General features: G+C 42.8%; 11 protein-coding genes and 1 pseudogene. 11 read left to right on the top strand and 1 reads right to left on the bottom strand.

What is annotated here, in order from left to right; all coding sequences use genetic code 11:
• A partial coding sequence (locus ACPW7N_RS01575; RefSeq protein WP_425649229.1) for a M15 family metallopeptidase domain-containing protein occupies positions 1-475 on the bottom strand: 475 nt, incomplete at its 3' end.
• 355 nt (positions 476-830) lie between these two features.
• Between ACPW7N_RS01575 and ACPW7N_RS01570 the strand changes: the two genes are divergently transcribed.
• From ACPW7N_RS01570 to ACPW7N_RS01520, 11 genes and pseudogenes are all read left to right on the top strand, one after another.
• On the top strand, positions 831-1,727 hold the full coding sequence (locus tag ACPW7N_RS01570; protein WP_425649228.1) for an AlbA family DNA-binding domain-containing protein: 897 nt from the start codon (positions 831-833) through the stop codon (positions 1,725-1,727).
• Between the two features lie 27 nt (positions 1,728-1,754).
• Positions 1,755-2,822 carry a hypothetical protein gene (locus ACPW7N_RS01565; protein WP_425649227.1) on the top strand — a complete coding sequence of 356 codons (1,068 nt, stop codon included), beginning with the start codon at positions 1,755-1,757 and terminating at the stop codon, positions 2,820-2,822.
• Between the two features lie 108 nt (positions 2,823-2,930).
• Entirely contained in the window at positions 2,931-4,091 is a 1,161-nt protein-coding gene (gene sucC / locus ACPW7N_RS01560) for an ADP-forming succinate--CoA ligase subunit beta (protein ID WP_425649226.1), read from the top strand.
• Between the two features lie 97 nt (positions 4,092-4,188).
• Positions 4,189-5,115, top strand: a complete 927-nt coding sequence (sucD, locus tag ACPW7N_RS01555) for a succinate--CoA ligase subunit alpha (protein WP_425649225.1) — start codon at positions 4,189-4,191, stop codon at positions 5,113-5,115.
• A gap of 130 nt (positions 5,116-5,245) precedes the next feature.
• Positions 5,246-6,352: a DNA-processing protein DprA gene (gene dprA / locus ACPW7N_RS01550; protein WP_425649224.1), complete on the top strand. Its 1,107-nt coding sequence runs from the start codon at positions 5,246-5,248 to the stop codon at positions 6,350-6,352.
• Between the two features lie 77 nt (positions 6,353-6,429).
• Positions 6,430-8,514 (top strand): type I DNA topoisomerase, encoded by a 2,085-nt coding sequence (gene topA, locus ACPW7N_RS01545; RefSeq protein ID WP_425649223.1) that lies wholly within the window; start codon positions 6,430-6,432, stop codon positions 8,512-8,514.
• Positions 8,515-8,542: 28 nt separating this feature from the next.
• Positions 8,543-9,847: an FADH(2)-oxidizing methylenetetrahydrofolate--tRNA-(uracil(54)-C(5))-methyltransferase TrmFO gene (gene trmFO, locus ACPW7N_RS01540; RefSeq protein WP_425649222.1), complete on the top strand. Its 1,305-nt coding sequence runs from the start codon at positions 8,543-8,545 to the stop codon at positions 9,845-9,847.
• Positions 9,848-9,917: 70 nt separating this feature from the next.
• Positions 9,918-10,841, top strand: a complete 924-nt coding sequence (gene xerC / locus ACPW7N_RS01535; protein ID WP_425649221.1) for a tyrosine recombinase XerC — start codon at positions 9,918-9,920, stop codon at positions 10,839-10,841.
• A 9-nt stretch (positions 10,842-10,850) separates the two neighbouring features.
• The gene (gene hslV / locus ACPW7N_RS01530; protein ID WP_425649220.1) at positions 10,851-11,390 is read left to right on the top strand and encodes an ATP-dependent protease subunit HslV; all 540 of its coding nucleotides are present in this window, start codon (positions 10,851-10,853) and stop codon (positions 11,388-11,390) included.
• Positions 11,391-11,489: 99 nt separating this feature from the next.
• On the top strand, positions 11,490-12,884 hold the full coding sequence (gene hslU / locus ACPW7N_RS01525) for an ATP-dependent protease ATPase subunit HslU (protein ID WP_425649219.1): 1,395 nt from the start codon (positions 11,490-11,492) through the stop codon (positions 12,882-12,884).
• 34 nt (positions 12,885-12,918) lie between these two features.
• A pseudogene (locus tag ACPW7N_RS01520) lies at positions 12,919-13,333 on the top strand (GTP-sensing pleiotropic transcriptional regulator CodY); the annotation flags it as partial.

The following is a 13,333-nucleotide window of genomic DNA, read 5'->3' as shown; positions in this document are numbered from 1 at the left end:
CATCAAAATCAGTTCCCATGTCTAACAAGCCATCGGGACCGCCAATCGTCAGATCAATAGCTCCGCCACTCAAGTGTCCGAGCGGTTTTTCAGGGCGGTAGACCGGTTTGGCAACATATTTCGATAGTTCCTGATCGAGCTCATCCCCTTCTGTATAACCTTGATTGTGCAATTGTGTCTTGAAATCATCATAGATTGACTGCTGAACTTCAAGTGGACGCCATCCATCAAAGACATGCAGATAGTATCCGACAGGGAGGTCTTCAGCAGTCTTGATTAATCGATCTGCCACTCCTTTTCGCACAAAACAACCTGACAGGGCATGAGGATAGCCAAGCTGGTAGTAGTACGGATGGACTTGGATCTTGTCAGTCAAACCGGCAAGAGAGACAAGTGGCTCATGGCACTCTTCGATCAACGGTAGCACAGCAGAATTTTCATTTGGGGGCAGTAAGGGAATGGGGTATTTCAACATAGCAACCTCCTAGGATGGAAGAAAAAAACCTGTTCTTTTTTTGAAAAAAAGACCTGTTCTTTTTTTGGAAAAAAAGATCTAGTCGTTTTTCTATAAAAAACGACCTAGTCCATATGAACTAGGCCTAAAAAAATAAATGACGAACGTCTATTAATAATTTCGGTATTTTACCCAGTTTTGTTAACAAAAATATTTTAAATAGAGCATAAAAAAATGTAAAGACTCTAAAATAAGTACGACAAGTATTGAGGTATTGTGTTAAAAGTGGCAAAAACATTGCAAAAAAACTACAATATGATTAAAGTACTATTTATATACAAAACAAGGAAATCCTTTTGAAAAGTTAAGGTGAATTATGCGAATCCTCTGTTTTTTTCTTGCGATTGTACATAAAATGAATGATCTTGAAGTGCATTTTGATTTGTATCACGTGTTAAAAAGAGCGAATGAAAATCAGAAAAGGGAGTTAGTGAAAACAGGGCTGAAGCTGCCACGTCACTACTTCGATTTTTTGGTGAAAAGCGGTGTGCTGGAGATTCAAGGTATACCTTATCATAGCTCAAACGAAACAATCGTGGCAATCGGTATGAATATTAAATCAATCGGTACTTCTGTCTTGTTTGATATGTGTTTTTCTCCGCAAACATACAAACTTTGGCAAAACAGCGATGCTGTCATTGAGGAACTGAATCTTCCCGCCGATATTTTTGAAGAGTATGTGTATCGACTAGGTGCACTCAGCCGATTCCGGTATTTGGGGCGTATCGATGACCCCTTGACTGCGATAAGCCTTGGAGAGAATGACATGATCGAGTTTAAACGGGATTTCCTTAACTCCAAGAGTGCAATCATTAAAGCTGTTGTCGCCTTTTCCAACAGCAACAATGGCAATCTGTTTTTAGGCATAGCAGACGATGGTCAAATCATTGGCATCAATGATGAACTGCAGCATTATGGTGATCCAGATAAGTATATTTTGGCTATTACACAATATATTCAGGATAAAACCACTCCATTACTTGCTCCTTTTCCGAAAATTTCATTAAAAAAGATAGAAGACAAGTATGTAGTAGCCATCTTTATTGAGGTTTGTTCTGATTTAATTTGTGGTTTTGATAAGAACGGGGAGAAATATGTTTCCATTCGAACAAACAATCGCTCGGTCATCGTCAAAGATCCGCATCAAATTGGTGAAATCTATGTGAAAAGGCGCTTAGGAAGTGACATTAGTCGACGTCTAGGATTGCTTTAGAATCATTTCAACACTTGGGGGGACCGCATGACTAAAGGATGGGCATGGAACTTACTATGGATCTTTTTAATTGCTGTAATTGCGGGATGTTCTAACGTGGGAGATAAGCCAGGAACCAAGGAGCGTAACGTATTAGCTGCCAAAATAGATTCTGTCGAGAAAGTGTCTGTACTTACAACAGATGGTCAGGAAATAGGCCTTGATATGGCAACGATAAAAAAGGAATTACCCTTGACGACTGAAGAACTTTATCGTTCAACAGAAAGGTTGAAGGAAGAAGAAGTTCGGTATACGTTGTTGGCTTATCATGAAAGCCATGCTCCGCTCGTAATTGAAGTGGGAGAATCAGCATGCCAGTTTGAAGATGTCACCTATCGTGGAAAAGACGCGTCTCTCTTTTATCAAAAAATTGCGGAATTAACCGGACAAGCGTTGATCAAGGCACCAAATGTTCAGTCGATCGATGTAGAGGCAGTTGACAAGAATGGTACTGTTCGGCTTACTTCCGAACAATCCTCCGAAATCTGGCAAATGATTCGCCAAGCAATTGTCCAAAAGAAACCAAAATCAACTCCATATCCTTTATTTCCTCATTACCGGTTACGAATTGATTTTGGTGAGAGAATAAGAGAGATTACCGTACTTACCCCAAGCTTAGTATCGATTCAAGTCGGCAAGGATACACAGTACATGCGAGTCTCAGGTTCCCTATTTTCATTATTAACAAAATATATACCTCCACAGCCAGAAGAATCAAAGGAGTTTGATCAACTTTTTAAAGCAGAAAAAATTATCATGCTTGCTGCTGGACAGAAAGAACCTCAATTGCAAGAAGGGATTGACCCAATTTTATTGGAAGGTGTTGCTCACCAGTTTGTTCGGATCCTGCAAAACGGAACTAGATCAACCGATTCTTCCCTTCAAAATGAAAAAGTAAGGTATAAAATCATACTCCTAATTGGGAATACTAGAAAAGAATGTGTGGTGTATGAATCCGGATTTTATATAGAAGGAAAAGGATTCAAACATTCGCAAATTATTCGACAATTAGAAGAATTACTTCTTACGTATAAATTATTGGTGGAGAATGGCTAGTATGGTGATATAAAGCTTTTCTATCATCGTAATTTGTCGTAAAATAGACATGTTGTTCACAACTTAGTGGTAGGGATTCCGTTCCAAAATGCCATAGGAGGATGGAGAATGAACGTTCACGAGTATCAAGGTAAAGAGATACTAAAGCAATACGGTGTGAAAGTGCCTGAAGGTCGCGTAGCATTTACAGTAGAAGAAGCTGTAGAGGCTGCAAAAGAATTGGGAACCAAAGTAGTGGTTGTCAAAGCGCAAATACACGCAGGCGGACGCGGTAAAGCTGGCGGTGTCAAAGTTGCAAAAAATCTGGATGAAGTTCGCACATACGCAAGCGAAATTCTCGGTAAAGTGCTTGTCACTCACCAAACAGGTCCAGAAGGCAAAGAAGTAAAACGTTTGTTGATCGAGCAAGGCTGCGACATCAAAAAAGAGTACTACATAGGTTTGGTTCTTGACCGTGCGACTGGTCGTGTAACCATGATGGCTTCTGAAGAGGGTGGTACGGAGATTGAGGAAGTAGCAGAACACACTCCGGAAAAAATCTTCAAAGAAGTAATTGATCCAACTACAGGCTTGACTGCTTTCCAAGCACGCAAACTTGCCTATGCGATCAATATCCCGAATGAACTGGTAAACAAAGCGGTTAAATTTATGACTGGTCTTTATCAAGCATATGTTGACAAAGATTGTTCAATCGCTGAAATTAACCCACTGGTTGTAACTGGCGATGGAGAAGTTATGGCTCTCGATGCCAAATTGAACTTTGATTCCAATGCATTGTATCGTCATGCTGATATCGTGGCAATGCGTGACCTTGGTGAAGAAGACGAGAAAGAAATCGAAGCATCCAAATACGATTTGTCCTATATCGCTTTGGATGGAAACATCGGCTGCATGGTTAACGGTGCTGGTCTTGCCATGTCTACGATGGATATCGTTAACTTCTACGGCGGCGAACCTGCGAACTTCCTTGACGTAGGTGGCGGTGCGACTGAAGAGAAAGTAACAGAAGCCTTCAAAATCATCTTGAAAGATGAGAAAGTAAAAGGCATTTTCGTAAATATCTTCGGTGGAATCATGAAATGCGACATTATCGCTAGCGGTGTAGTTGCTGCTGCGAAACAAGTACAATTGGATCGTCCGTTGGTTGTTCGCTTGGAAGGTACCAACGTAGAAAAAGGCAAGCAGATTTTGAAAGAATCTGGCTTGAACATCGTTGCAGCCGAATCTATGGCGGATGGTGCAGAAAAAATCGTTGCACTCGTGAAGTAATACGATATCGATACATTTTTACCAAAATGTATGCGTTTTCTGCAAAACCGGAAGAACCCAACTTCAATTAAGGAAATAAAGGTGGGAAAAACACGCGATGAGTATTCTTGTCAATAAAAATACAAAAGTAATTACGCAAAACATGACTGGAAAAACCGGGATGTTCCACACGCTTGGCGGTCTGAATTACGGAACGCAAATGGTAGCTGGCGCAACACCTGGCAAAGGCGGAACAGTTGTAGATTTTGCACTTGAAGACGGTTCTACCGTTCATGTTCCTGTATACAACACTGTTGCTGAAGCAAAAGACAAAACAGGCGCAAATGCATCTGTTATCTATGTACCACCAGCAGGTGCTGCTGATGCAATCATGGAAGCTGTCGATGCGGATTTGGACCTTGTTATTTGTATCACAGAAGGTATTCCAGTCCTGGATATGGTGAAAGTAAAACGCTTCATGGAAGGTAAAAAGACCCGCCTTGTTGGTCCTAACTGCCCAGGCGTTATCACTCCAGGTGAGTGCAAAATCGGTATCATGCCAGGCTACATTCACACTCCTGGTAAAGTAGGTATTATATCTCGCTCTGGTACTTTAACCTATGAAGCGGTTCACCAAACATCTACTCGCGGAATCGGTCAATCTACAGCAGTTGGTATCGGTGGAGACCCTGTGAATGGTACAAACTTCATCGATGTTCTTCACCTGTTCAATGAAGATCCTGATACAGAAGCAGTAATTATGATCGGTGAAATTGGTGGAACAGCTGAAGAAGAAGCAGCTGAATGGATCGCAGCAAACATGAAAAAGCCAGTAGTGGGCTTTATCGGTGGACAAACTGCACCTCCAGGAAAACGCATGGGTCATGCTGGTGCGATCATTTCTGGCGGAAAAGGTACGGCTGCTGAGAAAATTGCTACTTTGGAACGTTGCGGTGTTCGTGTAGCCAAAACTCCAGCAGTTATTGGAGAAACACTTGTTGAAGTGTTGAAAGAAAAAGGCATGCTCGAAAAAGTGCTCGTATAATACATGGGTAAACAAAAAGGAGATGGCATTTGTCCATCTTCTTTTTTATATGATTGGGTTTTCTTATATTTTTTTGTTCTCTCCATCTGTCTCTTCCTATAATGTAGAAAAAGTGATGAGGAGGAAGGATATGGGGGATGAAGTACTGGAAGAAAGAGACTGGTTGTATTCCCTTTGCTTGATTGAAGGGGTAGGAAGAGGAATCATCTATTGGATTTATAAACACTTTGGTAGTTTTTCTCTTTATGAGCAATACAGCAATGTGATGCCAAGTTGTCCACGAATTCCGCAAACTGTTTCTCAAGCAATCATCTCACGTATGAATCTGCCTCAAATACTGCAAGATAAAAAAGAGAGAATAGCCTTGCAAATGGATTTTTCTTGTTTCCTGGATACCAACTTTCCCGAGAGCTTGCGTCATATTCCAGATCCACCAGCAATTTTATTCTACAAAGGTGATTATTCATTACTCCAGAATCATTTGATTGCCATTGTCGGATCAAGGCGAACGACGAGTTATGGCGAATCGGCATGTCAATATTTCTCGAATGGTTTGTCGAAATTAGGGATGGTTGTCGTTTCCGGGATGGCACTGGGAATTGATACTTTGGCCCATCGCTTTGCGTTGGAAGCAGATGCTCCGACAGTCGCTGTACTAGGATCTGGGATTGGGCACATTTACCCAAAGCAAAATTCTCAACTCTATTATCAGATTGTCAACTCCGGGTTGGTGCTTTCTGAATACCCACCGAATACGAAACCGCATCCGGGGCTTTTTCCCGAGCGAAATCGAATCATTAGCGGGATCAGTCTTGGAGTTGTAGTGATTGAGGCAGCCGAACGAAGTGGATCATTGATTACTGCAAACCATGCTCTGCAACAGGGAAAAGAGGTTTTTGCAGTCCCTGGGTCAATCTTTTCTCAAGCAAGCGGAGGTCCTCATTCCTTAATCAAAGATGGGGCTAAGCTGGTTACAAACTGTAGAGAAGTTATTGAAGAGTTTTCCTGGATACTTCCGAAATCGCAATCAGTGGACGAGACAAATTCTCTTGATTCCGATGAACGGCTATTGTTATCAATGATCAGTATTGAGCCTGTTCACTGGGATCAGTTATTCGAGAGTCTGGAACCCCATTATAGAGACACCATCGATTCGACTCTGCTGCTATTGCTAAGTAAAAAGTGGATCGAGTGGCTGCCAGGAGGATATTATCGCAGGCGTGGAGATAAAAAATGAAAATAAGTGAAGTTTGACAAATAGAAAGTCATATTGAATAATAGGGGAGATTCTATTCAACATGGGGGAGGAAAAAAATGGCTGAAACGCTTGTAATCGTCGAATCTCCGGCAAAAGCGAAAACAATTGGCAAATACTTAGGTAACAAATATATCGTAAAAGCGTCAATGGGCCACGTGCGAGACCTCCCGAAAAGCCAAATGGCTGTTGACGTTACGAATTCATATGAACCGAAATACATAACGATTCGTGGTAAAGGTGATGTACTCAAAACCTTAAAAGATTCGGCAAAAAAGGTAAAACAAGTCTATCTTGCTGCCGACCCTGATCGCGAAGGGGAAGCGATCGCATGGCATTTGGCCCAATATCTGGGACTTGATCTTTCAAAGCCGATTCGTGTTGTATTTAATGAAATTACCAAGGATGCGATCAAGGAAGCATTCAAGCATCCTCGACATATAAATATGGATTTGGTTAATGCTCAGCAGGCTCGAAGAATCCTTGACCGACTGGTGGGGTATAACATTAGTCCCCTCTTGTGGAAAAAGGTAAAAAAAGGCTTAAGTGCAGGACGGGTACAATCCGTCACAGTTAAAATGATCAACGATCGGGAAAATGAGATTAAAAGCTTTGTGCCTGAGGAGTATTGGTCTATTACGTCCACGCTTCTTTCTGGTAACAAGTCATTTGAAGCACGTTTTCATGGATTTGGTGAGGAAAAAGTAGAAGTCAAATCCCGCACAGAAGTAGATGAGATTTTGAAACGGATTGGCGACCACCCTTTCGTTGTATCGAAGGTGACGAAGAAAGAGCGTAAGCGCAACCCTGCTCCACCGTTTATTACGAGTTCTCTACAACAGGAAGCAGCCCGCAAGTTAAACTTCCGTACAGCCAAGACGATGATGATTGCCCAACAATTATATGAAGGGATCGATCTTGGCAAGGAAGGAACTGTCGGTTTGATTACCTATATGCGTACAGACTCAACTCGTATTTCACAAACAGCACAGGATGAGGCGAAGGAATATATCCTCTCTGAATATGGCATGGAGTATGCTTTGACAGAGCCAAGAAATTACGGGAAGAAAGAAGGGGCTCAGGACGCTCATGAAGCGGTTCGTCCAACGTCGGTACTCCGTCACCCCGATAAAGTAAAAGAATTCTTATCTCGTGATCAACTTCGTTTATATCGTCTGGTTTGGGAGCGCTTTATTGCCAGCCAAATGGCTTCGGCAGTATTGGATACCATGAGTGTGGATACTGAAGCAAATGGTGTGTTCTTCCGAGCAACCGGTTCCAAAGTGAAGTTCCCAGGTTTTATGAAGGTATACGTAGAGGGCAATGATGAAGGAAAAAAAGAGGAAGATACCATTTTGCCTCCGATTGAAGAAGGGCAAAAGCTTGAGACGGAGGGAATTGAGCCGAATCAGCATTTCACCCAACCGCCACCTCGTTATACAGAAGCACGCTTAATCAAAACGCTGGAAGAGAATGGCATTGGCCGTCCTTCTACCTATTCCCCAACGCTTGAGACCATTCAGAAGCGTGGATATGTTGCTTTGGAAGAAAAACGATTTATTCCGACTGAATTAGGTGAAATCGTCAATAGTTTAATAGAAGAGTTTTTCCCTGAGATTCTGGATGTAGAGTTTACTTCAGAATTAGAGTCAGGATTGGATAAAGTAGAAGAGGGTATGGCCGATTGGGTGAAAGTTCTCGATTCATTTTATCCATCCTTTGCCAAGCAGGTAGAGATTGCGGCAGAAACGATGGAAGAAGTTGAGATTAAAGACGAAGTTTCGGATGAGCTTTGTGAACTGTGCGGAAGACATATGGTGTACAAACTAGGGCGGTTCGGGAAATTTTTAGCATGTTCCGGCTTCCCGGATTGCCGAAATACGAAACCGATTGTCAAAGATACAGGAGTTCCTTGTCCACAATGTGAAACCGGAATGATTGTGGAACGTAAAAGTAAAAAGAATCGTCTCTTTTATGGATGCAACCGTTACCCAGAGTGTGATTTCGTTTCCTGGGATAAACCAATTGCGAGACCTTGCCCCAAATGTAAAAGCATGCTCGTAGAGAAAAAACGGAAAAAACAAGGGGTAAGTATTTCGTGCACGGGTCCTCAATGTGATTACATGGAGGAAGTAGATTCGTAATCGTATCAATAGTTGGAGGGTACTCAGCATGACACAACCATACGTAACTGTTGTCGGAGCAGGGTTGGCAGGCAGTGAAGCAGCTTGGCAAATTGCAGAGAGAGGAGTCTCTGTGAAACTGTATGAGATGCGACCGGTAAAGCAGACTCCAGCCCATCACACCGACAAGTTTGCAGAATTGGTATGCAGCAATTCATTGCGAGCCAATACGCTGACCAATGCGGTGGGTGTATTAAAGGAAGAGATGCGTCACCTGAATTCCATTATTATCAAGGCTGCTGACAATTGCCAGGTTCCTGCGGGAGGTGCATTGGCAGTCGATCGGCATGAATTTGCCGAATATGTAACTCAGGCTGTACGCAACCATCCGCTGATTGAGGTCATTAATCAGGAAGTCGAAGAGATTCCGGAAGGGTACACGGTTATCGCTTCAGGACCACTTACTTCCGCCAGTTTGTCAGACAAACTCAAAAATCTTACTGGTCAGGAATATCTGTACTTCTATGATGCTGCTGCACCCATCATTGAGAAAGATTCGATTGATATGAGCAAGGCATTTATCGCTTCTCGTTACGATAAAGGAGAGGCGGCATACCTGAATTGCCCGATGAATGAAGAGGAATATAATCGTTTTTATGAGGCACTGATTTCAGCAGAAGCGGTACCTGTCAAGGAATTTGAGAAAGAAGTGTTTTTTGAAGGGTGCATGCCGATTGAGGTAATGGCTGGTCGAGGAAAACAGACGATGCTGTTTGGTCCGTTGAAGCCAGTGGGTCTGGTTAATCCTCACACTGGAGAACAGCCGTTTGCTGTTGTCCAGCTTCGCCAGGATAACAGTGCTGCGACACTATATAATATAGTAGGTTTTCAGACGCACCTGAAATGGCCTGAGCAAAAACGAGTGTTTTCCATGATCCCTGGATTGGAGAATTGTGAAATTGTTCGTTACGGTGTGATGCATCGAAACACTTTTATCAACTCACCGAAACTGCTTCGTCCTACGTATCAATACAGAGAACGGGATAGCCTATTCTTTGCCGGACAAATGACAGGCGTCGAAGGCTATGTGGAATCTGCCGCATCCGGTTTGCTTGCAGGGATAAATGCAGCAAAGCTGATAAAAGGGGAGGAGTTGCTTTCGTTTCCTGCAGAGACAGTAATCGGAAGTATGGCTCACTACATTACGACTACTGACGCAAAGCATTTTCAGCCAATGAATGCAAATTTCGGACTGCTACCTGCTCTGGGTCAAAAGATTCGCAACAAGAAAGATAAGAATGAACGGTTAGCTGCAAGAGCGTTAGAAACTATTCAGAATTTTTCACAGAAATGATACAATTTAGGTTGATAAGCAGTATATACTATGTTACTATATAGTTGCCTTCGAGGAGAGTACGTGTGAGATGGACAATTCAGTGGTTTTATCCACCTGTTTAGAACCGTTTCTTCACTATTTACAGGTAGAGAAAAATGCATCTCGCCATACAATCAACCAATATTCTGCGGATATTCTTGAATTTGCCGTATTTATGGAACAGCACCAAATTGATACATTGGATGCTGTTTCTTATTTGCATGGACGCTCATTTTTGGCCCATTTAGCAAAGAAAGGGCTAGCGAGGCGAAGTATCGCTCGCAAACTCTCAAGTTTACGCAGTTTTTTTCGATTCCATATGCGCGAGAGAAATGTGAGTCAAAATCCATTTCAACTGGTTTCGACACCAAAAGTGGAGAAAAAATTACCCTCTTTCATGTATCCGCATGAGATACAAACCTTGCTTGAGCTACCTGATTCCGGGACACCGCTTGGGCAACGAGATCGAGTAATTTTTGAACTGCTGTACGCCAGCGGTATTCGTGTAACTGAACTTGTTACTTTAACACTTGCTTCACTGGACCTTTCGACTGGTGTTGCCCTGGTGTTTGGTAAAGGGGCAAAAGAAAGATATGTTCCGATTGGCAGTTATGCGATACAGGCAATTCGGCAATATTTAGAACAGGGAAGAGAAATGCTGCTTGATGGCAAGCCTGATCACGGAGTATTCCTGTTAAATTATCGTGGAGAGCGCTTATCTGATCGCAGCGTTCGACGCATTGTGAACAAACACGTAGAAGCGGCTGCTCTTCATTTACATATCTCTCCTCATACATTTCGACATACGTTTGCCACCCATCTGCTTGATGCAGGTGCTGATCTGCGAACCGTACAAGAACTACTAGGGCACGTTAACATCTCGACAACGCAGGTTTACACGCATGTAACCAAAGAACGGTTGCGTCAAGTTTACGATTCTGCCCATCCTCGGGCGGACAAGAGAAGGAAGTGATTGGAGAAGATGGAGCAATTTCACGCCACTACCATATTTGCTGTACACCATAATGGAGGTGCAGCAATGGCCGGAGACGGTCAGGTTACTTTTGGAAATAGTATGGTTATGAAGAACGGAGCAAAGAAAGTTCGTCGTTTGTATCGTGGAGAGGTCATCGCTGGATTTGCGGGATCTGTTGCCGATGCAATTACTTTATTTGAGAAGTTCGAAGGCAAATTAGAAGAGTACCATGGCAACTTGCAAAGAGCTGCTGTTGAATTAGCCAAAGATTGGCGGTCAGATAAAGTATTGCGTCGATTAGAAGCAATGATGATCGTCATGAACAAGGATAACCTTCTATTAGTTTCCGGTAATGGCGAGATTATCGAGCCAGATGATGGGATTTTAGCGATTGGATCAGGTGGAAGTTTTGCTTTGGCGGCAGGACGTGCGTTGAAAAAATATGCACCCCATCTGACTGCAAGAGAGATTGCACAGGCTTCCCTTTTAACAGCAGCGGAGATTTGTGTATTTACCAACTCCAACTTGGTTGTTGAAGAAATATAACAGTCATGACCGTTATATTTGACCTCAAGCGGTCGCATCCACTTTTATGAAAAACGTCGAGACGTTTTTCACAGAAAAAAGTAGCAGGGAGGAATCGCATTGGTGAATCTGGAACAATTGACTCCCAGAGTAATCGTTGAACATTTAAACAAGTATATTGTGGGGCAAGCACAAGCCAAGCGTGCCATTGCAGTTGCTCTTCGAAACCGATTTCGCCGAAGCAAATTGCCTGAAAGTATGATTGAAGAGGTAATTCCAAAAAACATTCTTATGATTGGTCCGACAGGGGTAGGTAAAACTGAGATTGCTCGTCGCATTGCCAAATTGACGGGAGCTCCCTTCATCAAAGTAGAGGCGACTAAGTTTACCGAAGTAGGCTATGTTGGTCGGGATGTTGAGTCAATGGTGCGTGATTTGGTTGAAACAGCCATCCGTATGGTAAAAACCGAAAAAATGGAAGCTGTGAAAGAAAAAGCGGAGAAACTGGCCAATGAAGCGATCGTTCATATACTGGTTCCGTCTCGCAAACAGCAGGTTGGATTCAAGAATCCGCTGGAGATGTTGTTCGGCAATCAACAACAGCAAGCTCCGCAACCAGATCCAGAAGATGTTTCTCTTGAGCAGCAGCGCCGACAAGCAGCGTTCCAGGTTGCGGCAGGTCAATTGGAAGATCAGATCATCGAGATTGATGTTGAAGATCAGTCTCCTGGCATGCTGGATATGTTCCAAGTTCCAGGTGCAGAACAAATGGGGATGCAAATGCAGGATATGCTAGGAAGCATATTGCCTAAGCGTACCAAGAAACGAAAATTACGAATTAAAGATGCCAGAAAGGTATTAATTCAACAGGAAGCGCAAAAACTTGTGGATATGGATGAAGTTATTCAGGAATCAATCCACCGTGCTGAACAGCAAGGAATTATCTTTATCGATGAGATTGACAAGATTGCGGGGAAAGATGGACGTGGACCTGATGTATCTCGTGAAGGTGTTCAACGTGACATCCTCCCGATTGTTGAAGGTTCTACCGTAATGACCAAGTACGGCCCAGTTAAAACGGATTACGTCCTGTTTATCTCGGCAGGTGCTTTCCATATGGCGAAGCCGTCTGATTTGATTCCTGAGCTGCAAGGTCGCTTCCCGATTCGGGTAGAACTGACCAGCTTGCAGGTAGAAGACTTCGTAAGGATTCTGACAGAGCCGAAGAACGCTTTAATCAAGCAGTATACTGCCCTGCTTGAGACAGAAGGTATCAAAATAGAATTTACAGAAGATGCAATCTATGAAATTGCCAAACTGGCAACTGAGGTAAATCAGTCAACTGACAACATCGGTGCGAGACGTTTACACACCCTTCTTGAAAAAATGTTGGAAGATTTGTCATTTGAAGCACCAGATATTCACTTGGAAGTGATTAAAATCACCCCAGAATACGTCCGAGAGAAGTTAAATAATATTGTGAAGAATAGAGATCTTAGTCAATACATCTTATAAAAATTAAGAGAGTAGATGTCAGGAGGAAGAAGAGATGGATTTGTTGTCCAAAACCAGACGAATTAACCGCATGTTGCAAAAATCTGCGGGTCATGCAGTAAACTTTAACGAAATGGGTCAAGTATTAAGTGATGTAATTGAAGCAAATATTTTTGTGGTGAGCCGCAAAGGTAAATTGCTCGGATATACCATCCACCAGGAAATCGATAACGAACGTATCCGCAAAATGCTCGAAGAAAGACGTTTCCCTGAAGAATACAGCATTGGGCTGTTAAAAGTAGAAGAGACATCTGCCAACCTTGATGTCGATAGCCCGTATACGGCATTCCCAGTAGAAATGAAGGAAGTATTCCGTTCAGGATTAACCACGATTGTTCCTATCATTGGTGGTGGGGACCGACTCGGGACTTTGGTCCTAGCTCGTGTGAATGATCGTTTTGTCGATGACG

Origin of the sequence: Brevibacillus nigriterrae (assembly GCF_049846925.1) — a bacterium.
In the GTDB taxonomy this organism is placed as follows: domain Bacteria; phylum Bacillota; class Bacilli; order Brevibacillales; family Brevibacillaceae; genus Brevibacillus_H.
The sequence above is the reverse complement of the archived record's forward strand: the minus strand, read 5'-3'. Positions and strand labels throughout refer to the sequence as shown.

Coding starts and splice junctions, on each gene's coding strand:
- trmFO (WP_425649222.1), top strand. CDS start 8,543: ATGACACAACCATACGTAACTGTTGTCGGAGCAGGGTTGGCAGGCAGT.
- topA (WP_425649223.1), top strand. CDS start 6,430: ATGGCTGAAACGCTTGTAATCGTCGAATCTCCGGCAAAAGCGAAAACA.
- ACPW7N_RS01565 (WP_425649227.1), top strand. CDS start 1,755: ATGACTAAAGGATGGGCATGGAACTTACTATGGATCTTTTTAATTGCT.
- hslV (WP_425649220.1), top strand. CDS start 10,851: ATGGAGCAATTTCACGCCACTACCATATTTGCTGTACACCATAATGGA.
- ACPW7N_RS01570 (WP_425649228.1), top strand. CDS start 831: ATGCGAATCCTCTGTTTTTTTCTTGCGATTGTACATAAAATGAATGAT.
- sucC (WP_425649226.1), top strand. CDS start 2,931: ATGAACGTTCACGAGTATCAAGGTAAAGAGATACTAAAGCAATACGGT.
- sucD (WP_425649225.1), top strand. CDS start 4,189: ATGAGTATTCTTGTCAATAAAAATACAAAAGTAATTACGCAAAACATG.
- xerC (WP_425649221.1), top strand. CDS start 9,918: ATGGACAATTCAGTGGTTTTATCCACCTGTTTAGAACCGTTTCTTCAC.
- dprA (WP_425649224.1), top strand. CDS start 5,246: ATGGGGGATGAAGTACTGGAAGAAAGAGACTGGTTGTATTCCCTTTGC.